Source organism: Enterococcus sp. AZ040, from assembly GCF_050499185.1.
Lineage (GTDB): Bacteria > Bacillota > Bacilli > Lactobacillales > Enterococcaceae > Enterococcus_D > Enterococcus_D entomosocium.
In genome coordinates, this window is record NZ_JBMHEW010000001.1 from 1,358,957 (window position 1) to 1,384,814 (window position 25,858).

Sequence of the window (25,858 nt, forward strand, 5' to 3'; positions counted from 1 at the left end):
ATTCCTTGCTTGATAGGGAACTTCTGTTCGTTTATAATAAGAAGCGAGGTGAGCAACGATGTCGGAACTGCAATTTCCCTTAAAAAATGATACGAGCCGCAAAATTATTCATATTGATATGGATGCTTTTTTTGCTTCGGTGGAAGAACGGGATGATCCTGAGCTGGCCAAGCATCCCCTTGTCATTGCCCGTCACCCAAGTGATACCGGCGGCCGAGGAGTGGTCACGACAGCGAATTATCTGGCGCGACAATATGGCATCCATTCGGCAATGAGCGCACAAAAAGCCTACGAGCTTTGTCCGCAAGCGATTTTTAAACCGGGGAATCATCAAAAGTATCGTGAAGTGTCCCAGCAAGTCAGAGAAATTTTTCACCGATACACCGACATCATCGAACCAGTTTCAATTGATGAAGCGTATCTGGACGTCACAGTGAACAAAATCAACTGTCCTTCAGCAATTAAGATCGCTCGTCTGATTCAGCGAGACATCTGGCATGAGACCCATTTGACTTGTTCGGCAGGCGTCAGTTACAACAAGTTTTTGGCAAAATTGTCCTCGGATTATCATAAACCACGAGGGTTAACAGTGGTGATGCCGGATGAGGCAGTGGCCTTTTTACAACAACTACCCATCGATAAATTTCATGGGATCGGGAAGAAAACTGTCCCCAGGATGCATGAGTTAGGCATTTTTACAGGAGCAGATCTATACGCTTGGAGTGAGATGGCGTTGATCCGCGAATTTGGCAAAATGGGGTATTCTTTGTATCGCAAAGTTAGAGGAATCCATGATTCACCAGTCAGTGTGACCAGAGAACGAAAATCAGTCGGTAAGGAGCATACATACGGCAATCCATTAACGAGTGAAGAACAAGTCTTAAGTCAATTACGCGCCATCGCAGAAGAAGTTGAGAGATCACTAAAGCGCACACAGAAACATGGCAAAACAGTCGTGTTGAAAGTCCGTTACAGTGATTACTCTACGATCACTAAACGAGTGACTTTGCCGATTTACGTTCATAAAAAAGAACAGTTATTTTCAGAAGCCAGTCTCATTTGGGAAGAGATTTTAGGTCTTGAAAAAGGCATTCGTCTTTTGGGAATCACCGTCACAAATCTCGATCCTCTGACCTATGAAAATATCGTACTGCCTTTATGGCAAACATCTGACGATCAGTAGACCTAAAAAGGAGGACCAATATGACGATCTATCAAGTATATGAAACGATGATTGCTTTGGCTGATGAAGAACGAAGGGAAAAAATGGCCGCCTATATGCGGCATCAGTTTGAGTTTTTAGGCATCCCTACGCCGTTGCGCCGTCAGCAGGAAAAAGCAGCCTTTAAAGTAGCAAAACAAATGAAACGAATCGATTGGGAATTTATCGATCAATGTTGGCAAAGCAGCTATCGGGAACACCAGTACCTTGCGATTGATTATTTAGTGGCGCTGGAGCCCTTTTTATCAGCCGTTGATCTAGCAAAAATTGAACAGTTAGTCATAATGAAATCTTGGTGGGATAGCGTGGACGCACTAAGTGAGGTCGTCAGAAAGCTTGTTCGCCGACTGCCAGCGTTAAAGGCTGAGATGCTTCGTTGGAGTCTTGAGGATAATCTTTGGCTACGGCGAGTGGCGATTCTTCACCAATTGTTGCAAAAAGAACAGATGGATCGACCATTACTTGAAGAGATCCTTGTCAACAATTTGGGGAGTTCTGAATTCTTTATCAACAAAGCCATTGGCTGGAGCTTGCGAGACTATGCCAAGACGAATCCTCTGTGGGTTCAAGATTTTCTTCTACGCCATCAAAAAAGTCTGGCGCCTTTGACGGTTCGTGAAGCAAGTAAGTACCTTTAAAAAGCTTGGTCACTGATTTTTATATAACAAAAAAAACACCGTGCATCATCTTTGAAGGAAGATGTGGTGACCCCAAAAGTTCGATTTTTTGGTCTAACTTTTGGGGTCATCTCAAGATGCACGGTGTTTTGAGTCGTTAAATTTGTTTTTTGATTTGTTCGTAACTTGCTTCAGCATCTTTGCACTTTGCCCAGATAACCGCTTTTCCTTGTTCTCGAGATGCAGCAAGATCAATGATTCGTTGATTGCTGCTACCACGAAACTGCAAGTTTAGGTTTCGCTTGCTGAGTTCAAAACGGCCGTCCACCAAAATATCAATTTTGGATAAAAGTTCTAGTTTGTCAGGGGTCTCCAAGAGCAGTTCTTCGTAAGTGTAGCCTGACCAGCTCCAAATGTCCTTGCTATGACCAAATTCGGCGCGAACGCGATCAACAACTTTCAGACAGACCGTCGTGTTCAAGAAAGGTTCGCCGCCTAGGAGGGTCAGTCCTTGAACATAGTCATGTCGCAGATCCTCAATGATTCGATCCTCTAGCTCTTGGGTAAAAGGTGTGCCGTAGCGAAAGTTTTGGACGGCTTTGTTGAAACAGCCTTCACAAGCAAACAGGCAGCCGCTCACATATAAACTATTTCGGATGCCTTCACCGTCCACAAAGTTGAAGGCTTTGTAATCAGCGATATAATTTTGACTGTACTCGTTTGTTTTCCATTCTTGGGGCTTAGGATTTCTCATAAGAAAACTTCTTTCTATTGTGAATTACAGGGGTTGTTCGATAAAAGGAGTGTAGAAGAAATCTAACACTCCTTTTATGATTATTCTTGCAAATGTTTGACCCGAGCAGAGATTTCTTTGTGACGACCGTTGACCATCGGGCGAGCTTGAGGATTTCCAAGATACCCGCAGGTTCTTTTGACAACATCACAACTTTTTGGATCGTGATTGCCACATTGTGGACATTCAAAGCCTCGTTCGGTTGGATTAAAGTCTCCTTCATATCCGCACTCGTAACAGTGATCGATAGGGGTATTTGTTCCAAGATAAGCGACCCGATCATATGCGTAATCCCAAACCGCTTCTAACGCTTTTGGATTTTGCTGCAAGACTGGATATTCACAGTAATGAATAAAGCCACCAGAACAGTATTTTGGATAGTCCTTTTCAAAATCAAGTTTCTCAAATGGTGTCGGATTTTTTCGCACATCATAGTGGAAGCTATTGGTATAATATTCTTTGTCGGTAATATTTTCAACTTCACCGAATTTTTCGGTATCTAAGCGACAGAAACGATCGGTCAAGCTTTCACTAGGGGTCGAGTACACACTGAAATGATAACCGTATTCATCGCCCCAGGCATCGGCATGAGCTTTCAATTCTTTCACGATCGCCATCGTAAAGGCCTTTGCTTCTGGGTCTTGTTCCCAAGTTCCACCGTAAAAAGCCGAAGCAGCTTCGTATAAACCAATGTAACCAAGCGAAACAGTGGCACGTTTGTTTTTGAATAATTCGTTGACATTGTCTTTGCGATCCAAACGTTCACCGAAAGCCCCATACATATAAAGGATCGGCGCATTGGCGGGACTCGCTTCTTTACAGCGTTCCACTCGATAGACAAGGGCATCTTTAACGATTTGCAGACGGTCCTCCAGCAGTGACCAGAATTTTTCTTGATCGCCATTTGCTTCTAAGGCGATCCGTGGAATATTCAATGTCACGACACCTAGATTCATCCGACCGACATTGATTTCTTCACCACGTTCGTTTTTCCAGCCTTGCAAGAAAGAACGACAGCCCATCGGCACTTTAAAGCTCCCAGTCAATTCAACCAATTTATCATAATTCAAAATATCCGGGTACATCCGTTTAGTGGCACATTCTAAAGCCAGTTCTTTAATATCATAGTTCGGATCGGTAGGGGCCAAGTTGACCCCACGGCGAATACTAAAAATCAATTTCGGGAAAATAGCAGTACGCTTTTCACTGCCTAACCCGTTGATGCGAATTTGGAGAATCGCTCGTTGAATTTCCCGTTCGAACCAGTTGGTTCCTAAACCAAAGCCAAGGGAAGTAAACGGCGTTTGTCCGTTAGAGGTGAATAACGTATTGATTTCGTATTCTAGACTTTGCATTGCATCGTAGATATCTTTGCGGGTTTTGCTCTTCGCGTAAGCTTCCCGACGTTCGGGTGTCTCAATCCATTCTTCGGCATCTTTTAAATGTTTTTGGTAATTCAACTCAGCAAAAGGAGCCAATAATTCATCTGTTCGATCAGCAGAACAGCCACCATATTGACTCGATGCTACATTTGCAATGATTTGTGAGATTTGAGCGGTGGCCGTTTGGATCGATTTTGGCGATTCCACTTCGGCGTTCCCAATTTTAAATCCATTATTTAGCATGCCTTTAAAATCGATTAGGCAGCAGTTAGTCATTGGGGTATATGGATGATAATCCAAGTCATGGTAATGAATGTCGCCTTTTTGGTGGGCATTTGCCACGTGAGGAGGCAGCATTTTCAAACCAATCGATTTTCCTACGATCCCAGCGGTCAAATCACGTTGTGTGTTGAACACGTTACTATCCTTATTGGCATTTTCATTGACGACCGATTGATCTTTATTCATCAATTTATTGATCGTAAAGTTGATGTCTGTTGCTTTGCTGCGTTCGAAATCACGATGGGTCCGGTAGTTGATATATTCTTCAGCCAAGGCATACTCGTTCTTTGCTAACAAGATATGCTCGACGATATTTTGGATCTCATAGATTTTTACATTTGTACGAAAACGTTCCGCGATCTCGTGATCGACACTGTCAACGATCTCGGTGATTTTTTCGTGGTCGATGGGAGAAAGCTCACCGTTGATTTTTCTCAGGGCTTTCACTAACGCATCATAAATTTTTTGATCATCAAAATCGACAAGCCGTCCATCACGTTTTACGATTTTTAACTGACGCAAAGCGGACTGTCTTTCCAACCCTTGCTCAGGATTTCTCTTAATGTTCATCATTTCTACCACTCCTTATCTTCCACAATATAATAAAACAAATTGTAGAAATGAGCAACTATATATAGTAGTCGAAAAGGGTTTGTGTTTTGGATATACACAATATATGGTGTATATTCATTTAGGTGTTTCTGAGAAAACTTGATAAGATTAAGGATTTGGTTGTTCCATGTTTCACATAATGAATAAAAACTTTTTTAAATTTATTTTTTCTCTGTTTTGAAGCAGAAGTATTCAATGATAAAGTATGCTACCATAAGGAGAGAATTTTTTTAAAGGAGGGTTCTGTGTGAAAAATATGATCGATGTGAAGCATCTGACAAAAAGTTACGGCACCCGTTTCAATCAAACCAAAGTATTAGATAACCTTTCTTTTGCAGTGGATCAAGGAGAATTTGTTGGGGTCATGGGGCCAAGCGGTGCTGGGAAAACGACCTTGATGAATCTTTTGTCTTCAATCATGCGACCTAGCTTAGGCTCGATCTATATCGATGGCAAAGACATTACCCGAATGTCGGAAAAAGCCCTCAGCGATTTTCGCCGTCAGCAGATTGGCTTCATCTTTCAAGATTTTAATCTTTTAGAGACATTGACAGCCAGAGACAATATTTTGCTGCCTTTAGCGATTGATCGCTTGCCCGTGAAGGAAACCCAAGTACGTATCGAGGAGACGGCCAATTTGTTAGGGATCGAACACTTGTTGGATCGCTACCCAGAAGAATTGTCTGTAGGGCAAAAACAAAGGGTCGCTGCTGCTCGGGCGATCATCAGTCGTCCGGCGGTCCTTTTTGCTGATGAACCCACGGGAGCCCTTGATTCAAAAGCGGCAACAGAATTGTTACGGTATTTAGCGCAGATCAATCAACAAGAAAAAACGACGATCTTGATGGTCACCCACGATCCTTTTACCGCCAGCTACTGCAATCGGATTCTGTTCATTCGCGATGGTGTCTTCTTTGCGGAAGTTGTCAAAAAAGGCAGCCGTCAGGAATTTTTCGAAAAAATCATCGATATGCAGGCTACGATTGGAGGCGGTCCGCGCCATGTTGTTTAAAATCGGCTGGCGGAGTTTTTTGCGGCAGTTTCGCAATTATATGGTGTATTTTATTTGTATGATGACCGCTGTGATGATTTTCTATTCATTTAATGCCTTGATGAACGATCGCCTCTTGAATCAACGGGTCCAGCAAGACATCCGGATTGAAGGGGTATTAGGATTTGGCAGCAGTGTGGTCGCATTTGTTGTCTTGTTTTTTATGCTGAGTGCCAATCATTTTTTTCTTAGTCAGCGACAAAAAGAAATCAGTGTTTACCAGCTTTTGGGGTTGCGACAAGGTCGTCTTGCTTGGCTGTTGCTACGGGAAACGTTTTTACTAAATTTTTTCTCTCTAGTGACCGGTATCTTTATGGGAATTATTTTTTCAAAATTCTTCTCAATGATTTTGATTCGGGCGATGGGCCTAAATTTGACCAGTCATTTCTTTAATTCACCGCAATCGATTTTTTCGACGGTCTTTGTCTTTATTGCCGCAATGATTATATTGAGTATTCAAGTGATCCTTTTTGTTTGGCGTACCCCAATGAGTGAATTGATCAAGACCGAATACCGCTTACCGATCAAAAAAATGAAAATGACTCCGTTTCGTACATTGATGGGGGTCCTAGGTCTGATTTTACTTGGGGTAGGGTATTATCTGTCATTGACCCTACGGGAAACATGGACCAACTATATCACGTATACGCAAGATTTTTCAGCGATTCTATGGATCCCTTTACTGATTCTATTTTGCTGTATAACGGCAACCTATCTCTTTTTTGATTGTTCCTTGCCAGCACTATTGTATTTTTTGAGTAAACCAAAAAAACGCCTTATCAAAGGGGCGAAGTTGATTGCTTACAATAACGTGCGTGCTTACTTGCAAAGGACGTGGAAAAGCTACGCCCTTTTGACGATCATCACTGCAATCGCGATTTCATTGATCGGGGGAACAATGGGGGTCATCTCTTTGAATTACCAAGCAACGAACCGTATCTATCCAACTTCCTTTCAGGTGTCAGGAGAGCAGGCAGGGGCCTTGCGTACCCTTTTAGAAAAGTCGGATGTGCCAATTACAGCGGAACAAGCAATTCCCTACAAAATGACCAATATGACGGTGCAGACACGCTACCTAGGAGAATTGCAAGATGAAAGTGTCGAAAATATGATGGTGAATCTGGTGGCACTTTCGGATTATCAGCGTCTGCGAAAACTGGTTCCGGGTGCTCCTGAGATTCGACTGAGTACTGATAAGCAAGCTGTACTTTTTGACAGTCAATACGACGTAACTCGTTCATTTATCACATATCGCGATGAAGTCGAAGTCGGCAGTCAGCATAATTTTAAACTCATTCAAGCCGAACAAGATTATTTTGGTGATAGTGCTTTACGCTATTCTTTACCCAATGTCCTTGTCATTCAAGATGAGGCGTACCAACAAATCAAAGGATTCACCTATACCATTGCTTATTTACAGACCGAAAAGGTGCAAACAGACGCGCTGACACAGTTGTTGGATGAAGAGCTGCCAATCGAGTGGGCGCATCCATTGACCTATGAATTTAGCGACGACCAAAAAAACGTACGCTTTTATCCAGAGACCGCTCGGGATTCAAGTAGTGATAGTGGTCAGACGACCGCATATCGGCTAACGTTAGCCAATCGCTTTACAACAATGCGCGGGGTGCGACGACAAGCAGGAATCATTTTGTTCGTATCGCTATTTGTTGGGGTGATCGTTTTGATCACCACGTCTAGTAGTTTGATCGTTCGGCAATTTTCTAACACTGAGCGGGAAAAGTACAATTACCGACTATTGACAAAATTAGGCTACACCCGTAATGAAGTGCGCAAGTTGGTGTACTGGCAAAACATTTGGATTTTTATGCCTGGCACCTTATTGGCGATTTTGCATGCGGTATTTGCCATCAATACTTTCACACAGATCATCGATAGTCCCGGGTATTGGGTTGCTCATTTGTTTGCAGCAGTGGCAGCAGTCGTCTATCTGTTTGCCTATTTGATTACCGTCAAGCTGTGTCTGCGGATTATTGAAACTTGATCTATTTATACGATAAAACGATTCTAGGAAACTAGGAGCGTTTTTTTCATTTAACCAATCTTTTTGTATTTCCCTCTGGTACCAGATTAAGAGAATGGTATAATCATAATCAACGAGACAAAGGAGGAAGCGAAATGGAGAAAAAAGAAGAACAGCTTTTAATAGACCTAACGACTGCACGTGGGGTTCCTGGGAATGAGGAGGAAGTGCGTGAAGTCTTTAAAGAATATGCCAAAGACTTTGCTGAAGATATCTTTTTTGATGGTTTAGGAAGTGTCATTGCCAAACATGTTGGTGATGGCGGCGGTCCGAAAATTTTTATTTCGGGACATATGGATGAAGTCGGCTTTATGGTAACAAAAATCACAGAAAAAGGCTTTATTGAATTTCAAACCCTTGGGGGCTGGTGGGGGCAAGTGATGCTGGCACAGCAAGTGGAGATCAAAACCAATGAAGGCAAAGTGATCCACGGTGTCGTCGGCTCAAAACCACCCCATGTGTTGAGTCCAGAGACTCGAAACAAACCTTACGATATCAAAGATATGTTCATCGATATTGGCGCGTCAAGCGAAGAAGAAGCCAAAGGTTGGGGCATCCGTCCTGGAGACATGATCACTCCCTATATCCAATACAAACGGATGAACGACAGCAAATTTTTGCTAGCAAAAGCCTGGGACAATCGAATCGGTACGGCGGTATCACTGCGGGTATTAGAAACCTTGGCAGCAGAAGGACATCCAAACTGCTTGTTTGCCGGCAGTGACGTGATGGAAGAAGTTGGACTACGAGGTGCGCGAACAAGCACTCACTTAGTGAATCCTGATATCGCTATCGCACTAGATACTGGTACCGCTGGGGACACACCTGGAATGACACCAAAAGAAGCGGATTCTGTGTTAGGCAAAGGCCCACAAGTCTTGATTTTCGATGCTTCCATGATTCCTCACAAGAAATTATTGAATTTTGTGATCGATGTCGCCGAAGAGATGGAGATTCCCTTCCAATATACCGTAATCACTGGTGGAGGAACTGATGCCGGACAAATGCATTTGACTCGTGATGGGGTTCCTTCGATCGCTATTACAGTGCCCGTTCGTTACTTGCACTCGCATACTTCCGTCATTCATGAGGATGATTACTTTAATACAGTCAAGCTTGTAACGGAAGTGGTCCGCCGCTTAGATGATAAAACCGTTAAAGCATTGCGCAGTTATTAAGGTGAGCCTATGAGATCAAACACAATGATTCGTGAGACGGCTAAAAACTCCTTGCGAGGATTCTGGGGAACGTTCGTCTTAAGTATTTTAGCAACGGTTGCCGTTCAAGCGGTGGTCAGCTCGCTTTTTAGTAGTATTGGGACTTCTTTTGGTGCAAACAATGCAGGGAGCTGGATCGATCTGATCTTGGATAATTTTGTCTTCTTTGCGTTTTCGGTAGCATTGAGTATCATGGCACTCTATCTGGTTCGTGGCAGAGGAATCCAGGTGGCGGATATTTTTCTAGTCTTTGATAAGCGTCTGTATGTACCGTTTTTGCTATTAAATTTAGTGAGCGCGCTTTTAAATTATCTTTTGAGTTTTGCGATTTTCTTGCCGCAGTTTGTCTTATCAGGACTCAATCAGTATTTGGACTTGGTATTAAATTTTAATCGGGGAATCTCTGTTGATGTGGCTATGTTTAATGGTTCGGTCGCTTTTGTGATTGGGACCTTTCTCTCCATCATTTTGTTCTTCTTTTTGTCACAAGTCGTTACTGGTGTGATCCAATTAGCAATCTATCTGCGCTATGATCAACCGGAATTAGGGGTTCTTCAGTCTATCAAAGTAGCCTTTGCTCTCTTACGGCCGCATCTGGGGCAATACATTTGGCTGCAGTTATCACTGATTGGTTGGTTTATTCTGGGTTTCTTGGCGCTTTTGATCGGGATGTTGTGGGCAAACGCCTATGCGTATGCGGTCAACGCAGCATTCTATGAAGAATTGATCAATGAACAACGAGCGCTGATCAGATAAGCAAAAAAAGACGACGTACCATTGGAATGGTTCCTTAAGGATAGAGTTGAACACTCATTCAAGGGATTCATCAATAGACGTCGTTTTTTTCTCATTTTCTTGATACTTTTTCGCAAAAAAAATGGTCGGATTTTAGTCAAATCAGCTGAGATGTGATAGCATAAAAGAAGTAGAAAATCAGCTGGAGCCAAAGAGGAGGAAACACATGTGAAAATAACTGTCTTAGGCTGTTTAGGTGCCTATCCGTATAATGGTGAAGGGACTACTGGCTATTTAGTAGAGTCAGATGGCTTTCATTTGCTGCTTGATGCGGGAAGTACCACCTTGGTCCAATTAGAAAAGATCCTTGATCCCTTAGACTTAGATGCAGTGATTTTGACACATTACCATCACGATCATATTGCGGATCTGGGGGTATTACAATACTATTGGCAATTATATCCCGAAAACGAAGAACGGCAGGTTTTGCCGATCTACGGTCATGGGGAGGACAGGGTTCATTTTGAAAGTCTGACGATGCCGGGAGTGACCCAAGGATTTGATTACCTTCAGTCTGAGTCGTTGGAATTGGGCCCGTTCAACATTACCTTTATGAAAACGATCCATCCAGTCACTTGCTATGCCATGCGATTTGTTGAGAAAAGTACGGGCAAGGTCTTTGTTTTTACTGGAGACTCTGGCTATTTAGAATCTTTCGTTCCGTTTGCTGAAGGGGCTGACTTATTCTTGGCAGATACCTATCTTTTTGCAGGAAATGAGCGGCACAAGGCTCATTTTACTTCAAAAGAAGCAGGGGAGATCGCCCATGCAGCGCAGGTGAAAAAATTAATGTTGACGCATTTGCCGCAACATGGTGACTTAGAACAGTTACGAGAAGAGGCTGCACTAGCTGCCAATGGAATCCCTGTTGAGTTGGCGGCTGTTCAAAAAATAATAGAAATCATCTAATTAGGAGGAACAAATAGTATGCTTTTTGTACCGAATGAACTGAACGACCCACGCATCAATTTAGCCATCGAGATTTTTCTTCTTCAAGAAATGAAAGTAGATGAACCCATCTTACTTTTTTACATTAATGAACCATCGATTATCATTGGACGCAATCAAAATACGATCGAAGAGATCAATAAGGAATATGTGGATGAACATGGGATTCATGTCGTTCGTCGTTTCAGCGGCGGCGGTGCAGTCTATCATGATTTCGGAAACTTGAATTTCAGCTTTATTATGCCTGACGATGGCAATTCTTTCAGAGATTTTGAAAAACTGACCAAACCAATCGTCCAAGCCTTGCATGAGATGGGGGTTGAAGGGGCGCAACTAAAAGGGCGCAACGACCTTGTGATCAATGACATGAAGTTTTCTGGGAATGCGATGTACGCAACGAATGGCCGGATGTTTGCTCATGGGACGATCATGTTTGACAGTGACATCAATGAAGTGGTCAACGCCTTGAAAGTCCGCAAAGACAAAATCGAATCAAAAGGCATCAAATCGATCCGCTCAAGAGTGACCAACATCAAACCATTCTTGCCAAAAGAGAAGCAAGACATGACGACTGAAGAGTTCCGTCAAGAAATCTTATTGAAGATTTTTGGTGTCGATTCCGTGGAAGAAGTCAAAACCTATGAACTGACTGAAGAGGATTGGGTCAAGATCAATGAGATTTCCGATAAGTATTATCGCAACTGGGATTGGAATTACGGTAAATCTCCAGCTTTTGATATTGAACGCCGTCATCGCTTCCCAATCGGCTCCATCGAAGTTCGTTTGAATGTGGCAGAAGGAAAAATCACGGATGCCAAAATCTTTGGCGACTTTTTCGGACTAGGGGACATTGCAGATGTCGAACAAGCCCTGATCGGAACTCGTTATGCCAAGGAAGATTTGGCACAAGTCATCGCCAACATTGATGTCAAAAAATATTTTGGCAACATCACGCCTGAAGATTTTCTTTCATTGATTTATTAATCAAAAAACGAAGCAGCCTTTTCAATCTGGCTGCTTCGTTTTTTCTATTAGTATGCGCGGGCGATCCAAACGGTATGCTTGGCAGGTTTGCCACTGACGATATCGACTGTTTTTTCCATTGGTGCTTCAAACGGAATGTTTCGGGTAGTAAAGCCGGTTTCTTCTTTGATTTTCGCTTCCGTTTCTTCCGAGCCGTCCCAACCGATCAAAACAAATCCAGTCACTTTGTCTTCTTGTTTGCACGTTTCGATATGGGCTTTTAGTTCATCCAATGTATCGATGTTGGTGTACTCATTATCTTTGTTACGTTCCTTCGCAGCTGCCAATAAGCGTGGGGTCATTGCTTGCAGTTCTTGATCAACGAAGGCTTCCAAGTGCTCAAGGGCGACTGTTTGCTTGTCAGCCAAGTCGCGGACTTTGACCATCACTTTGCCAGCTTCTAAATCTCTTGGGCCACATTCGATTCGCAAGCAAGCGCCTTTTAGTTCCCATTCATTGAACTTATAGCCAGGTGAGTTATCAGAATCATCCAATCGAACACGAATGCCCTTGGCTTTAAAGTTGGCATACAGTTCTTCTAATTTTTCTAAGATGGCTGGATTCTTTTTCCATGGACCGACTGGTAACAACACAACTTGGGTTGGTGCAATGGTTGGTGGGAAAACTAACCCATTTTCATCGCCATGGGTCATGATCAAGGCCCCCAACAAGCGGGTAGAGACACCCCAAGAGGTTGTGTGGGCATGGACATGCTTGTTTTCTTTCGTTAAATACGTAATATCAAATGCTTCAGCAAATTTTGTCCCCATGTAGTGGCTGGTTCCTGCTTGGACTGCTTTGCCGTCTTTCATCATCGCTTCGATCGAATAAGTATCAACTGCTCCAGCAAAACGCTCAGAAGGGGTTTTTTGTCCGCGATAAACAGGGATCGCTAGGAATTCTTCGCAAAGGCGGGCATATTCATCCAAGATTTTCATGGTGCGTTGACGTGCATCTTCTTCGCTTTCATGAGCGGTATGGCCTTCTTGCCATAAAAACTCTGAGGTACGCAAGAAAGGCAATGTTTTCTTTTCCCAACGAAAGACGTTTGCCCATTGATTAATTTCATAAGGCAGGTCACGGTAGGAGTTGATCCAATCAGAAAAGGCAGAGCCAATCATGGTTTCTGAGGTTGGACGCAAGGCCAAAGGTTCTTCCAATTTTTCATTGCCGACTTCTGTGACCCATGGCAATTCAGGCGCAAAACCTTCAATATGATCGGCTTCTTTCATAAAGAAATTTTGCGGAATCAGCATTGGGAAGTACGCATTACGAATGCCCTCTTTTTTCAAGAATCGATTGAACTCTTCTTGGATATGCTCCCAAAGTTCGAAGCCGTCAGGACGGAAAATAATGGAACCTTTCACTGGGGAGTAAGCCATCAATTCGGCTTTTTGGATCGTTTGGATATACCATTCTGTAAAATCATTTTTTTGTGTCATTCTTTTTCCTCCTTAAAAAAATAAAAAAGCATCTCGTCCTAAAAAAGGACGAAATGCTTGGATTTCGCGGTACCACCTTTGTTGATTATCTATCGGGATAATCCAACTCGTAAAGGATAAGGCCTTTCCACCGACCGTTTTGCGGTCATTGCCATTGGGTAGGTTCATTTTATCAGTGGGTGTCGATTTTTCAGCTGCCATCGACTCTCTAAGACCATCATAAAACTACTATTCCAATGCTTGTTGCTGTTCTTTATCATGCTAAAGCGAAAAAGCGAAAAAAGCAAGAGTTTTTTCGCTTTTTCTTAAAATCGCTCCTTTAAAACTAATGTAGCAAGACGGTCAGTCGAAAGACAGCGGATCTATTTTCGCCCTAAGTGTCAAATGCAAGAGGTGAAGCCCGTCAGTTTCTTCAATCCGGATACTTCCTTGGTAGGCTAAACAAAGTTGTTCTAGCATTTGCATGTCAGCCTGCATCGCCTGTCGTTTGGTTTCATTGTTCTGTAGTTTTTCTGCTTCTTCATTTGAGAGAAGCGGCATTTGGCAGTCGATATGCAACTGGCCGTTCGTGTCATTCACCCTCAACGCGAGTCTTCGCTTTTGAGGATCAGTGACCGCACAAGTGTATCGGATGGCGTACTCTAGGCAATGAGCGATCAAGGATAGACGATCATTTTCCGCCAATTGTTCCAGTGGTTCTATGATGCCATCACAGGCAAAGGTGATCCTTTTTTGAGCAGCTGTGTGTTTATAATTAGCAAGCAGCATCGTCGTGAGTGATTCTTTTTCAACGGAAGGACTCGTTAACTGCTGCTTGATCTGTTCTTCAATCTCACTAAGGCCTTCATAGGCCGCTGCCAACTGCTGATCTTCTAACATATCCTTGACCGTATGGGTTCTTTGTTTGATGGTCCGTAAAACTTGCTGCCATTTTAACGTTTGTTCAGGGCTGATTGCTTGTTGGTTCTCATATAAACGCACTTTGATGTCTGCTGTATCGATCTGTTTGTTTTTGCCCTCGCTGGCAAAAAAAAGTTCGAGGAATCCATAACAAGTAAAAATGATAATTAATAAGAAAAAGATGATCGAACGCCAATTAATATCAGATTGTGGCAAAACTAAAATATCCTGAATATACAAGAAACAATGACCAATAGCCGCAATCACGATCCAAGGCGCACAAATGACATAAAAAGGATTTTTTTTCAATGCTTCATAGATTGCTGCAAAAGAAGTAATGAAGGTACTGGTAATATTCAACAAGAACATATAATTCATGATGACGGGCAAACTTTGTGCTTGGAAAAGTGCGAAAAGTATCGCTAACAGACCGAATGAATAGTGGAAGTATAACCATTTCTGGTAGTACTTGCGAATAAAATGCATATTCGTGCAGTAAAAGCCGATCAAGAACATTGGTGTAATAATAGAAAGAATATTTAACATTACGGAGTTGACGATCGGGGGAAACAGTAGTCCACCAAGCATATCGCTGAAGCCCGCTTCCAAGCCTGCTGTTAAGGCAAAGCCGCTGAATAAGAGAGAAGATATTTTCAGCCTTCGTTGATTGATAAAAGAAACTAAGACATAAAATAAATTGATGATACAAATAAAACCAGTAAATAAAAGAATGTAAATATTTAAAATTGACAGACTGAAGACATAGCCGATCAGTGCATTTGCAGGGCCAAAAAAGACTTCTGCTGGGAAGCCAGAATAGGTGTCAAAAGGACTAGTCACGTATATTTTCAAGGTTTTACCAACATAATCCTCAGGCAAGGTGATAAAAGACAATGTTTTGCCTGGATGATTGAGAGTCAGTGGATCATTGGGCTCATCGTTGGTGTAAATTTCTTGATCATCGAGATAGACAGTCATGTGTTGATGATCGCCAATTAGTAACATTGTAGGGTATTTATAATCGTTGGTCATTTTTCGCTTCATCACAAAACGATCATTGGCTTTTACACTAGGTAAATGTTTCACATAACGGCTAATAAAAGTAGATTCGGGATTGTCCTCAGCATAGAAAATCCAGTCTTCCTTTTTCTCCACTGCATGGATATCAGAAGTTGGGAATAAAAAAAGAACGAGAAAAAAGACAATACTTCCCAGTAAAAATAGGACCAGAAGGATGAAGGGAATCCAACGCTTTAAAAAAAACTTGTTATTTAAAAAAGGCATACTTTTTCTCCTCTGTTTTTTAATCGCCTTTAGCATAATATAAATAATTAAATAAAGTCAAATAATAATCGAGTAATCTTCGTATAAAAATTCAATGAAACGTTTTTAAATATTTGAAAAAAATAGAGTTATGTTATAGAATCATAAAAGAAACTGAGGTTTAGAAGGAGAATAGAAAATGAAGCTTTTTCCAAAACAAAGTATCATGCTCTCACTTTTTGTACTGATGTTCATGCTGCTGTCTGTACTAATTGTGGTGATCCCACATGCGTTTGGTTTCACAATGGCTATTGTTGCTAGTGATGCAATGGAACCGACATATTCTGAAGGGACACTCCTTTTTGTAAAAAAAGCTTCTGAAGATAATTTAGTGGTTGGCAACGAAGTAACGTATTATGTTGATCAAGGTAGACAGATGCGGACGCGGCGAATCGTTGCGGTTGGGGAAAATCAATCGGTGCTCTACACCATTGGCGACAATCAAAATCAGATGGAACCAAACGAAATTCAAAAAAGTCAATTGATTGGCCAGCCGATATTTTATATTCCCAAAGTAGGGGCCTGGTTGAACCAAACGACGATCCAGCTGTTTAAAAACATGTATCTTCTTTTCGCCTTGTATATATTAGCAACGACGATGTTTGTTACGTTTTACCAAATCAAATCTGGTTCAGTAAAAAAGACGATCACTTCTTAATAAATCAATGAAAAAAGACAAAGAAACCCTTACGTTTCTTTGTCTTTTTGTCTCTTTCCCCTTTATAGGATGAGTGTTCCGCCAAGTCCCACCATCAAACATAAGGATAAAAACAGCGTATCCCTAAAAGTGATTCGAAATGTCTTGGCATAAGTTCGCTTTCCTTCACCGTCGAAACCTCTTGAAAGCATTGCCGTCGCCAAAAGTTCGGACCAGCGAATGGATTTGACGAGTAAAGGAATCAACATTTTGAAAGAAAACGAATTGACTGAGATTCCTCTGGAACGCATGCTATTGCGGATGTTTTGATACTCTGCTGGAATGATCGGAGCAATTTGAAACGCAGCGAGCAGACCGTACGCAAAAACGGCAGGCAGGTGCAGCTGTTGCTGCAGCGAATAAATCAATTCATTGATCGTGGTCGTCACACTGAAAGAACTTCCCAGAATACCGAAGCAGTAGATTCGGCTCGCCATGTCAAGCCCATAGTGAATAGCTGCCGTTGAGGAGGGAGCGCCTTGATGGTCTTGATAGTAAAGGAGACCAGTGAAAAAGACCCCTACAGCTGCCAGTGTTAATGCAGAAAAGAGCAAAAGACTTTTTTTCAAGGAGCGCTCTTTTACAGTAATAACGAAGAATAGGACAGAGAGCAATAAATTCAATCTGAAATTATTTTGAAAAGAAACCACTAAGGCGAGTCCTAAAATGGCGAATAACTTGACTGTGGGATTGAGTGTACGCATCTGCGACCTCCTTTTGATAGCAATTGAAATCAATGATTTGCGAGCAAAACTGTTGCAACAATAAGACATCGTGACTAACGATCAAAACTAACGTGCCAGTGGTTGCTTTAGCAGCTAATAGCTCCATGATCTGCCAAGCTTGTGTGACATCTTGACCATATGTCGGCTCGTCTACTAGCAGTAGGTCGACCGGGCGCTGCAGTAAGGAGGCAACAGCCAAGCGCCGTTGCTGTCCTTGACTCAGTAGAAAAGGCGACTGGGCACTCTTGTTTTGCAGACGCAATTTTTCGAGTAGTTTGTCGCTCTCGGTCGGGGCGCTTCCTTGGCTAAGCTCTTGCGCAACGGTAGCTGCCAAAAATTGGTCTTGCGGATTTTGCATGATCCAACTGATGGAGCGAAAAGGTGACGGATACTTCTTGATTGGTTTACCTGCCAAAAGAATATCCCCCTTATAGGCCTGCTGCTGTAAAATAGCTTTTAAAAACGAAGACTTGCCGCTGCCGCTACGTCCAGTGATTCCAATCAGTGAGCCCTTATCAAAGGCAAGATCTGGGAAAACAATTTCATGGTTTCGGATGGGTAATCGGAAATTTTGAAATGAAAGCCGTTTTTCGTTAGAAGTCGATTTAATGTTCACAAGCGGCAGCGACTTGCGTAGGTGCTGATCAAGTTGGCGGAGCGCTGCTTGATTGATCGTTCTGAATTCCTCTTCAATCAGCAGCCACTCATCGACCCAGTTAGCGGTCTCTTTGATTTGATGATCGATCAATAAAATACCAAGAGCATTTTTGTGTTGGATTTGCTGCAGTTTTCGTATGACTTTTTGACTTGTGTCCGAATCCAAATTGGCAAAGGGTTCGTCCAAAAGCAAGTAACGACTTTTTAATATCAGACAACAAGCCAATGCGGCTAGCTGTTTTTCACCACCAGACAAGGTCGTGAAAGGTTGATCAGCAAGGTGGGTAATCTCGCAAAATGCCAAAGCTTCAGCCACTTTGTTTGGCATGTCTTTTTGGGGAATACATTGATTCTCTAAACAGAAAAGCAACTCTTCTCGAGGTGTTGCCATGCAAAATTGCATATCAGGATTTTGAAACAATAAGCTGACGGACGTGCTTCTTTCCCGGATGGAAAGCTGGTTCATCGTTTGGCCGTCAATCGTATACGTCCCTCCATCAAACCCCTTCTCATTTAGTCCCGCTAAGAGATGGAAAAGGGTGCTTTTTCCTGTTCCTGAAGCACCATAAATCCCTTTTGTTTCACCAGGGGCCAAAGACAGAGTCAATTCAAGTCGCTTTTGATCCACCAAAAAACTGCCGTTTTTTACCGACAGGCTCATGCGGTTTTCCGTTTGACGATGACCGTTTGATCTTCAGCAATGGGGTAACTGTTGAGGACCCCCATCCGTGTCAAGTGGTCACAGACGATCTTCACTAAAAAGGCTGAAAAGAATAACGAAGAAAGCAAGCGAATAAGAAAGATCGCCAACAGCAACTGCCATTGTAGGTTAATGAAATTTGACCGAATGATTCCCCAAAGAAAACTCGTGATCGTGGCGCCCACGGCTCCAGTAACTAAAGGGAACCACCCGTAGCGTCGGTAGCGGCCTAATGCAAAGCCGGCTTCTGTTCCGATCCCCTGTACAAAACCGCTAATAAAAATGATAGGTCCATAAAAATTTCCCATAAACACTTCTAAAAGAGCCGCAATCATTTCAGTGATCGTAGCTGCTCCCGGCTTACGTAGCACATATCCGGCAAAAGCTGCCGCCATGAACCAAACACCAAAGATAAACTCATTGGCTAAGACAGATAAACCAAAGGGCGTTAGAAGCGTACCTAACAACAATCCGAAATGGACAGCCCCAAGATAGATCACGCCAAAAATCAACGAAGCAATTCCTACCATGATGACATCTTTCAAAGCCCACTTAGTCATGTGGCATCGCCTCCTTTTTTGAAGGGCTATTGACCGAAACAGTCGCTTCCAGAACATAGTGGGGGAGATGGTCATGGGCATAAGCTAATGCGGCTTCAAAATAAGCAAAGAGTTGGCTTGCTGATCCGGTCAGCATCGTCACATAGTGAGCGGAACGAGGGCTCAAGCCATGAGTCTCTGCCAGTTGGACGATCGTGGCGATTTCTTCCATATAATGATTTTCGCCAAATACGTAAAACGAATATTTGCAATCAACCAAAAAGTCACCATTCGCAAGGTTCTTTCCTTTATTGGGTTGCGCCTGTTCGCCATTCAAGAATGTGTCACCCGCAGTGTCTCCGGGACAGCCTTTGGAAAAAGTAAACTCACCCACGAGGTGTGTCTTTGATTCGTAGGCGTTGATAAATAGCGCCTCTGCTGCGTCTATGACACTAGGCGCTTCCCCTCGAAAAAGGGTACTGAACAGATCGGTCTGCTGCCAAACAGCGCTCGTATTCGTTTTTTCGATACTTGTTAAAATTTGTTGCGCGAAATGGTCTTTCATTGGGTACAAGCTAACTCGGCACCCCGTGATATCGATCCCATCTGCCGCACAGGCGATTGGTTCATTTGTCATTTTTCTCTTCTCCTCTCGATGGTTTTTCTGTCTACAAAAAAAGCGTTCCTCCTTTTTCTATCCACACGTAGACAGAAAAAATGGGAACGCGAAAAATCATGCGCTGCCACTTCCCTACGTTGGTACTAACCAAATCAGGTTCTAAGGGACCAGACATACGTCTATCTCAGCATAAAGCGCCCCTAGTGGATAATCTTGTATTCAATTACCCCTCGAGTGTAGCACAGGAGGCGACAAAGGACAATAGATAGCGATTTTCGTCATTTGCCGATTGTTGCCGAATCAACCGATCCATTCAGTAAGTTAATAATGATATCAGCAGTGGTACATATGAAAGTTTTTACATATAAAAAAACATCTTGAAAAGCTGTTGACAAGGAGTAAATAGTTGTGTAAAGTAGAAAACCGATGGTAAAACGTAAACGTTACGTTTTGTTTTTTGTAAATCGTAATTGATTTATCAGTGTTTTGCCGAGGAAAAGGAAATATGGAAAAATAAAAAGGAGTGTATTTTGAAAATGAAGAAGTTTTTTAAAATAACGATGTTATCAACAGTAGCCCTAGCTTTGGCGGCCTGTGGACAAGGAGGCTCTGATGCAACTGAACAATCAGGCAACGCTGCTTCTGATAATGAACAAATCCAGGTCATGGCTACGTTTTATCCGATGTATGATTTTGCTCGTCAAGTTGTAGGGGATGAAGGGGAGGTTGAATTATTGATGCCCGCAGGCACTGATTCCCACGATTATGAACCTTCTGCAAAGGATATGGCAAAGATCCAAGATGCGGATGTTTTCGTTTACAACAACGAGAACATGGAAATGTGGGTTCCTTCGATTGAAGCCACGTTAAATGACGGGGATGTGACAGTGGTTAAAGCCACAGAAGGAATGGTCCTGTTACCCGGTGACGATGACCACGACCACGATCACGATCATGACCACGGCGATGATGGTCATTCTCATGAATTAGATCCCCATGTCTGGTTAGCCCCAAGCTTAGCCATGAAACAAGTAGAGGCGATCCGTGACCAGCTGAGTGAGGCTTATCCAGCGAAAGCGACAGCCTTTGCTGAAAATGCGGCAAATTATTTAGCACAATTACAAGATCTTCATGAATCGTATGAAGAAGCATTTAGCAATCCGGCGCAAAATCATTTTGTAACGCAGCACGCCGCTTTTGGTTATTTAGCTTTAGAATACGGATTGACCCAAGTTCCGATCTCCGGTCTTTCACCAAGTGAAGAGCCTTCCGCTTCACGGATCGCAGAACTAAAAGAGTTCGTTCAAGAAACAGGCATTCAGACGATCTATTTTGAAGAAAATGCCAAAGACAGCATTGCCCGGACGTTAGCGTCAGAAGCAGGAGTCGAATTAGCTGTTTTGAACCCATTAGAAGGCTTGACCCAAGAGCAGATGGATAACGGGGAAGACTACATTTCAATTATGGAGCAAAACCGCGATGCCTTGAGAAAAACCACCGATGTAGCAAATGACAAAGAAATGGCTGAAGCCGAAAAAGAAAAAACAGTTTATAACGGCTACTTTGAGGATGCCGATGTACAAGACCGTCCTTTATCTGACTGGGCAGGAGACTGGCAATCCGTTTACCCATTTTTACAAGACGGAACATTGGATCAAGTGTTTGATTATAAAGCAAAAATGGACAAGAAAATGACAGCTGACGAATACAAAGAGTATTATACGACAGGGTATCAAACGGATGTTGCTCAGATCAAGATCACAGACAATACAATGACATTTATTTTTGATGATGGTACAGAGAAAGAAGCCAAGTATGTGTATACTGGCAAAGAGGTTTTGAACTACTCAGCTGGTAATCGTGGCGTACGCTTCTTATTTGAAAGCACCGATGAAGATGCGGCGTTCAAATATATCCAATTTAGCGACCATATGATCGCACCAGGTGCTTCACATCATTTCCATATCTACTTTGGCAACGAGAGTCATGAAGCGTTACTAGAGGAAATGGAGCATTGGCCGACCTATTACCCAACGGGGATGAGCGGATTAGAAATTGCACAGGAAATGCTCTCCCATTAAAAAAAAGATTGACAATCCTCGCTCTTTTCGTCAAAGTAAACTTGATAGGAAGGAGCGAGATTTTTTTGGAAAAAACATTGAAGAAATTAGCGAAAGTGATTGACCGGATGATGGATCACGTTGATTTGTATGGCGGACCCAGTGTGGTTAGTGACGACGATCTTGAGCATTACTTAGATCCTGTTTTTTACTTGATCTTTTGCGCGGAAACAGATGGCGGCATGACCAAACTAAAAGACAAAGTCTTTGTTGAATGGGTATATACTGAAATGCTGCCTCAAGAAGTACCGTACAGTCTAAATTTTCTTCCGTTTGCCAAAACAGCCATTGAAGACTTTTATTACTGCATGTATAAAGAAAAGCATATTACCAAATCGCAATACCTAGAAATTGCCTTTGTATTGGCTGAAAAACAACCTATCTTTTTCGCTCGGATGTCCAAACCACAGTTTTGGTCAGCTGAAAAGAAAGAAGCGATGTTAGCAATGATTAAAGACACCGATCCCGAAGAACATGATCTATTGCCCGTTGATGACCCACGGATTGCTGCAATCTCGCCAAAAATCGTCCCATTTCCAACAAAACATACGGCCTTTGATGACGCAGCAGATACGCCGGTCGCCTATCAGGTCCGTATTGATTTAGAAGGATACCGTCCGCCAATTTGGCGTCGTTTGATTATTCCTGCAGGGCTGACCTATGAACAGCTACATATTTTGATCCAGATTGCCTTTGAGTGGATGAATCAACATTTGTATTTGTTTATTGCCGGCTCGAAATCGATCGGCTTAGGCAATTCCGTTCCAACGGATGCGTCCGCTATTGACCAAGATTTTCAGTATTGTAAGTCCATGACCTATATTTATGATATGGGGGCAGATTGGACACATAAGATCAAGATTGAAAAAGTGTTGACAGCAGAGGATCATCCGAATCCGGTCGTCCCGGTTTGTATCAAAGCTGTGGGCGATGTCCCGATCGAAGATGCCTTTGATGATGATATCCGTGAACCACTGGATCGTGAGATCATCAATGAAGTTTTACTCGATTATTGGGAAACAGGAGAATATGTTTAACTAGTAGTTAGGAAATTGTCCGTAATTTTACAAGAATCAAACAGCAAAACCACCAGACCGTAACGGTTCTGGTGGTTTTTTAGTGGTTTCCTATCAAAGGCGCTTCTTGATATACTCTGTCATCGGTTTGGTGTAGCACGAGAAGTCTGTTGGTTGCGCATGTACCTCATTGATCCGATTTGCTAGAAGATAACCGATGTAAGGTCCCGTCGTTAAACCGGAAGAACCTAGCCCGCTGGCGGCGAACAAATTCGTTTCATCAGGCACTTCCCCAAAGAAAGGCGCAAAATCAGAGGTGTAAGCGCGTGTGCCGACTCGCATAGTCATTGGGGCAGCAAAGAGTGCTTCGGGGTCTTCAAGAAAAGCACCGATTCCTGTCATCAATTGCTGTTGAGCTGCTTCAGTAGGTGTCAAATCCCAACCAGCATCATTTTCATGAGTAGCGCCTAATAAAATTTGACCATTAGAGAAGGGAATCAAGTCGCCTTCGCCTTCTAGCATGGCGACCGGCCAACTGTTTGTCGGCAGGTTGGTGGCAAAAGAGAGCAACTGGCCTTTTTGCGGACGGATATCAACCTGATACCCTAAAGGTGATAACAAGTCTAGTAATCCCGGTCCAGCTGTCAGGCAAAGAATCTCGGTTTCAAGAAAGTGATCCTTGGTTTTGATTTGCCAATGGTTGTCGGTTCTGACGATCTCAGCTTTTTCTTCAATAAAAGTCACTTGCTGCTGCTGAGCGTTTGCTTTTAAGTGGGCAAGATAAGCCTGACCATCTAAGCGGCCACCGCCTGTGATTCGTAAAGAGGGCATTTCTTTTAGTAATGGCAATACCTCTTTGGTTTGTGAGCCCGTCAGTAAGTCGATTTCGCCGATTCCTGGTGCCGCCTTACGTCGATTTTCAGCTAATTCTGCCAGTTCTTGAAGCGCCTTTTCTGGTCGCACTACCAAAGTGCCACATGGGGCATAGATGGATTCATCTAAAGCAAAATCCCGTACCAATTTCGGGAAGAAAGCGGCTCCGTCTTGTGCTAACTGGTACCATTTTTTATTGCGGCGTTTGGATAACCAAGGGGAAATGATGCCAGCGCTGGCAGATGTTGCTTGACCGATGAGGGAATCAATGACAGTCACGTCAAATTTGGTTTTATCAAGATAATTGGCGAGGGTCAAACCGATGATCCCACCGCCGATAATCATAACTTTTTTCATAGTAGAAGACTCCTTTGTTTGATTTCATTGAAAAGCGAATAAAAAGCGAAAGTTCTCTTAATGCCGTTTTCTTTGCGTACTTAATTGCGTATAATAAGGAGATGGAAAAGAGGGTATTATGCAAACTATTCAAACAGTCTTAAAAGAACATTTTGGCTATTCACAGTTTCGTGAAGGTCAAGAGACGATTATTCAATCTATTTTAACACAACAAAATGTTTTGGGAATCATGCCCACAGGTGGAGGGAAATCCATTTGTTATCAATTGCCAGCGCTCTTGCTGGATGGAGTGACCTTGGTCATCTCCCCTTTGATTTCATTAATGAAAGACCAAGTAGATAGCCTCGTTGATATGGGGATCCCAGCAGCGTATATCAATTCTTCCTTGACAGGAGCACAGATCAATCAACGCTTGCAAGAAGCACGCCAAGGGCGAATCAAACTGCTGTATGTTTCGCCAGAACGCTTAGACTCAGAATCTTTCCGCTACTCATTGCGGCAGATGCCGATCGCTTTATTGGCCGTTGATGAAGCCCACTGTATTTCCCAATGGGGACATGATTTTCGCCCGAGCTATCTGCGACTCGCCGAAACGATCGAAAACTGGGAGCAGAAGCCAACGATCGTTGCCCTTACCGCGACAGCTACACCCAAAGTTGCCGAAGACATCGAAAACTTACTTTCAATTCCGGCAGAAAATCAAGTCAAAACCGGGTTTGCTCGGGAAAATTTGGCTTTTCAAGTCGTCAAGGATCAAAAAGATACCTACATCACAACGTATTTGAAAATGAACCAAGGACAATCAGGTATCATTTACGCCAGTACCCGCAAGGAAGTGGAACGGATCTATCACCTGTTGAAACATGAACGCGTGTCCGTCGGGTATTACCATGGCGGACTTTCAGAAGAAGAGCGCTCATTTTTCCAAGAAGAATTTCTTTATGACCGCCTGCAAGTGATGGTAGCGACCAATGCATTCGGGATGGGAATCAACAAAAGCAATGTCCGTTTCGTGATCCATGCCCAGATACCTGGAAATTTGGAGTCTTATTATCAGGAAGCCGGGCGTGCCGGACGAGACGGCGAACCCAGTGATGCGATCTTACTTTATGCTCCACAAGACATGCAGATTCAGCAATTCTTTATCGATCAATCCGAATCAGATATTCTTTATCGCCAAAACGAATACTTGAAATTGCGGGAGATGAGCCAATACGGACATACCCAACTGTGCTTACAGCGCTATATTTTGCGTTATTTTGGAGAAGATGGACCCGATTGCGGTCGTTGCAGCAATTGCCTTGATGAAAGAGAACAAGTGGATATCACAGTGGATACACAAAAAGTGTTGTCATGTGTGAAACGAATGGGCGAACGCTTTGGGAAAGCCTTGGTGGGGAAAGTGCTAACGGGCTCTGGCGACCAAAAAGTCAAACAGTGGGGCTTTGAAAAGTTACCAACTTATGGATTAATGAAAGATTGGTCCCAAAAGGAAGTCAATCAGCTGATCGATTATTTAACAGCATCAGGGTATCTTTTGCCGTCTGAAGGGCAATACCCTTTGTTAAGTGTGACCAATGTGGGGATTGATGTGTTGCTTGGAAAAGCAAAAGTTTATAGAAAACAAACCAAAGTCAAACAGTTAGTGGTTGATGATGAACTGTTCGATCAACTGCGCACCTTACGATTGAATCTCGCACAAGAACAAAATTTGCCGCCGTATGTCGTTTTTTCTGATAAAACACTGCGAGAATTGGCGGAAGTTCAGCCAAAAACGCCGATCGATTTTTTACAGATCAAAGGGGTTGGCCAAAACAAATTGGATAAGTATGGCGATGCCTTTTTAGCATTGCTTTCTGAATACGAAAAGACGGAAAGTGACTAAAATAGACCATTTTCTCTAC

General features: G+C 42.9%; 21 protein-coding genes, 1 riboswitch and 1 other annotated feature. Of the genes, 12 read left to right on the top strand and 9 right to left on the bottom strand.

Features of this window, described 5'->3' with window-relative positions; translation table 11 throughout:
- Positions 1-58: 58 nt before the first annotated feature.
- Together dinB and IGK63_RS06295 are read left to right on the top strand one after the other, a co-directional pair.
- Positions 59-1,183: a DNA polymerase IV gene (gene dinB / locus IGK63_RS06290; RefSeq protein WP_005236610.1), complete on the top strand. Its 1,125-nt coding sequence runs from the start codon at positions 59-61 to the stop codon at positions 1,181-1,183.
- 20 nt (positions 1,184-1,203) lie between these two features.
- Complete coding sequence (locus IGK63_RS06295; protein ID WP_016613274.1) at positions 1,204-1,860, top strand: DNA alkylation repair protein; 657 nt, start codon at positions 1,204-1,206, stop codon at positions 1,858-1,860.
- 136 nt (positions 1,861-1,996) lie between these two features.
- Here IGK63_RS06295 and nrdG read toward each other — a convergent pair whose 3' ends face one another.
- Positions 1,997-2,593: an anaerobic ribonucleoside-triphosphate reductase activating protein gene (gene nrdG / locus IGK63_RS06300; RefSeq protein WP_016613275.1), complete on the bottom strand. Its 597-nt coding sequence runs from the start codon at positions 2,591-2,593 to the stop codon at positions 1,997-1,999.
- Between the two features lie 80 nt (positions 2,594-2,673).
- Positions 2,674-4,869 (bottom strand): anaerobic ribonucleoside-triphosphate reductase, encoded by a 2,196-nt coding sequence (gene nrdD / locus IGK63_RS06305; RefSeq protein WP_005236607.1) that lies wholly within the window; start codon positions 4,867-4,869, stop codon positions 2,674-2,676.
- 286 nt (positions 4,870-5,155) lie between these two features.
- Between nrdD and IGK63_RS06310 the strand changes: the two genes are divergently transcribed.
- From IGK63_RS06310 to IGK63_RS06335, 6 genes are all read left to right on the top strand, one after another.
- Positions 5,156-5,920 (top strand): ABC transporter ATP-binding protein, encoded by a 765-nt coding sequence (locus tag IGK63_RS06310; protein ID WP_005236606.1) that lies wholly within the window; start codon positions 5,156-5,158, stop codon positions 5,918-5,920.
- Positions 5,910-7,964 carry an FtsX-like permease family protein gene (locus IGK63_RS06315; RefSeq protein ID WP_016613277.1) on the top strand — a complete coding sequence of 685 codons (2,055 nt, stop codon included), beginning with the start codon at positions 5,910-5,912 and terminating at the stop codon, positions 7,962-7,964. Before IGK63_RS06310 ends, IGK63_RS06315 begins: the two co-directional genes overlap by 11 nt.
- Before the next feature lie 134 nt (positions 7,965-8,098).
- Positions 8,099-9,181, top strand: coding sequence for a M42 family metallopeptidase (locus IGK63_RS06320; protein WP_008381585.1), 1,083 nt, complete (start codon positions 8,099-8,101; stop codon positions 9,179-9,181).
- Between the two features lie 9 nt (positions 9,182-9,190).
- A complete protein-coding gene (locus tag IGK63_RS06325) occupies positions 9,191-9,976 on the top strand; it encodes a DUF975 family protein (protein WP_228100676.1) in 786 nt (261 codons plus the stop codon).
- Between the two features lie 207 nt (positions 9,977-10,183).
- The gene (locus tag IGK63_RS06330) at positions 10,184-10,924 is read left to right on the top strand and encodes an MBL fold metallo-hydrolase (protein WP_016613279.1); all 741 of its coding nucleotides are present in this window, start codon (positions 10,184-10,186) and stop codon (positions 10,922-10,924) included.
- A gap of 18 nt (positions 10,925-10,942) precedes the next feature.
- A complete protein-coding gene (locus IGK63_RS06335; protein WP_005236575.1) occupies positions 10,943-11,947 on the top strand; it encodes a lipoate--protein ligase in 1,005 nt (334 codons plus the stop codon).
- 47 nt (positions 11,948-11,994) lie between these two features.
- Here the strand turns inward: IGK63_RS06335 and proS are convergent, their stop codons facing one another.
- Both proS and IGK63_RS06345 read right to left on the bottom strand, forming a co-directional pair.
- Complete coding sequence (proS, locus tag IGK63_RS06340) at positions 11,995-13,428, bottom strand: proline--tRNA ligase (RefSeq protein WP_016613280.1); 1,434 nt, start codon at positions 13,426-13,428, stop codon at positions 11,995-11,997.
- 41 nt (positions 13,429-13,469) lie between these two features.
- Positions 13,470-13,674, bottom strand: a binding site (T-box leader).
- A 96-nt stretch (positions 13,675-13,770) separates the two neighbouring features.
- A complete protein-coding gene (locus IGK63_RS06345) occupies positions 13,771-15,612 on the bottom strand; it encodes a hypothetical protein (RefSeq protein ID WP_008381574.1) in 1,842 nt (613 codons plus the stop codon).
- Between the two features lie 178 nt (positions 15,613-15,790).
- Here IGK63_RS06345 and IGK63_RS06350 point away from each other — a divergent pair, with 178 nt between their 5' ends.
- Entirely contained in the window at positions 15,791-16,309 is a 519-nt protein-coding gene (locus IGK63_RS06350) for a signal peptidase I (RefSeq protein ID WP_016613282.1), read from the top strand.
- Between the two features lie 62 nt (positions 16,310-16,371).
- Here IGK63_RS06350 and IGK63_RS06355 read toward each other — a convergent pair whose 3' ends face one another.
- Genes IGK63_RS06355 through IGK63_RS06370 form a run of 4 tightly spaced genes read right to left on the bottom strand, consistent with a single transcriptional unit; the run spans position 16,372 to position 19,606 of the window.
- Positions 16,372-17,052: an energy-coupling factor transporter transmembrane component T gene (locus IGK63_RS06355; RefSeq protein WP_051154600.1), complete on the bottom strand. Its 681-nt coding sequence runs from the start codon at positions 17,050-17,052 to the stop codon at positions 16,372-16,374.
- Positions 16,979-18,391, bottom strand: coding sequence for an ABC transporter ATP-binding protein (locus IGK63_RS06360; RefSeq protein ID WP_008381568.1), 1,413 nt, complete (start codon positions 18,389-18,391; stop codon positions 16,979-16,981). The genes IGK63_RS06355 and IGK63_RS06360 overlap by 74 nt, the downstream gene beginning before the upstream one ends.
- A complete protein-coding gene (locus tag IGK63_RS06365; RefSeq protein ID WP_005236560.1) occupies positions 18,388-18,990 on the bottom strand; it encodes an ECF transporter S component in 603 nt (200 codons plus the stop codon). The genes IGK63_RS06360 and IGK63_RS06365 overlap by 4 nt, the downstream gene beginning before the upstream one ends.
- Positions 18,983-19,606 carry a YkoF family thiamine/hydroxymethylpyrimidine-binding protein gene (locus IGK63_RS06370; protein ID WP_005236559.1) on the bottom strand — a complete coding sequence of 208 codons (624 nt, stop codon included), beginning with the start codon at positions 19,604-19,606 and terminating at the stop codon, positions 18,983-18,985. The genes IGK63_RS06365 and IGK63_RS06370 overlap by 8 nt, the downstream gene beginning before the upstream one ends.
- Before the next feature lie 94 nt (positions 19,607-19,700).
- A riboswitch (TPP riboswitch) is annotated at positions 19,701-19,800 on the bottom strand.
- Positions 19,801-20,124: 324 nt separating this feature from the next.
- Between IGK63_RS06370 and IGK63_RS06375 the strand changes: the two genes are divergently transcribed.
- Together IGK63_RS06375 and IGK63_RS06380 are read left to right on the top strand one after the other, a co-directional pair.
- Positions 20,125-21,669, top strand: a complete 1,545-nt coding sequence (locus IGK63_RS06375; RefSeq protein ID WP_008381566.1) for a zinc ABC transporter substrate-binding protein AdcA — start codon at positions 20,125-20,127, stop codon at positions 21,667-21,669.
- A gap of 65 nt (positions 21,670-21,734) precedes the next feature.
- On the top strand, positions 21,735-22,745 hold the full coding sequence (locus IGK63_RS06380) for a plasmid pRiA4b ORF-3 family protein (protein WP_008381564.1): 1,011 nt from the start codon (positions 21,735-21,737) through the stop codon (positions 22,743-22,745).
- A gap of 93 nt (positions 22,746-22,838) precedes the next feature.
- On the opposite strand, the gene IGK63_RS06385 is transcribed toward IGK63_RS06380, so the two are convergent.
- Positions 22,839-23,954: an NAD(P)/FAD-dependent oxidoreductase gene (locus IGK63_RS06385; RefSeq protein ID WP_016613285.1), complete on the bottom strand. Its 1,116-nt coding sequence runs from the start codon at positions 23,952-23,954 to the stop codon at positions 22,839-22,841.
- 118 nt (positions 23,955-24,072) lie between these two features.
- Here IGK63_RS06385 and recQ point away from each other — a divergent pair, with 118 nt between their 5' ends.
- Positions 24,073-25,839, top strand: coding sequence for a DNA helicase RecQ (gene recQ / locus IGK63_RS06390; RefSeq protein WP_016613286.1), 1,767 nt, complete (start codon positions 24,073-24,075; stop codon positions 25,837-25,839).
- The last annotated feature ends 19 nt before the right edge of the window (positions 25,840-25,858 follow it).